This window comes from uncultured Dokdonia sp. (assembly GCF_947492535.1).
In the GTDB taxonomy this organism is placed as follows: Bacteria; Bacteroidota; Bacteroidia; order Flavobacteriales; family Flavobacteriaceae; genus Dokdonia.
This window is the reverse complement of sequence record NZ_CANLNH010000045.1, coordinates 1-524: the sequence shown is the minus strand read 5'-3', so window position 1 is coordinate 524 and position 524 is coordinate 1. Positions and strand designations below refer to the sequence as shown.

At 38.2% G+C, this 524-nt stretch carries 1 protein-coding gene; it reads left to right on the top strand.

The window, feature by feature from the left end:
- Positions 1-524, top strand: a 524-nt coding sequence (locus tag Q1A60_RS21475) for a hypothetical protein (RefSeq protein ID WP_299770641.1), incomplete at both ends; no start/stop codon positions are given.

The window sequence follows — 524 nt, the reverse complement described above, 5'->3', positions numbered from 1 at the left end:
CACAGACAACTTCTTCTTACGGTAGATCCAACCACAACATTTGGGATAGATCGAGCGTATGATGGAGAAATTCAATTTGGTCCTTCGCAAGATATGACGTGGGATATGGAAGACAAGAAATTTGTAATTCTTGGGGTTCCAAATATTACAGATGTAACAGAATTCCCATTAGTAGTTACTTTACCACAATCTGGACCTATTAGAATAAAAATAGATGCCCTTGAAAATGTAGATACAGAAACAACAACGGTATACTTAAAAGACCGTGTTCAGAACACTGTAACAAATCTTCTAGAAAATGATTATGAAATCACACTTGAAGCTGGAGAGCATTACAATCGTTATGTGATTGTCTTTAGAAAAGATGCAAATGAAGAAGAAACGACTGAAGAGGAAGAGGAAGAAGAGGAAGAAGAAGAGACTTCAGGAGAATGGGAAGAAGAAGAAGGTGAAGAGACTTCTGGAGAATGGGAAGAAGAAGAGGAAGAAGAAACGACTGGTACTGGTGAAGAGACAGAGACAGA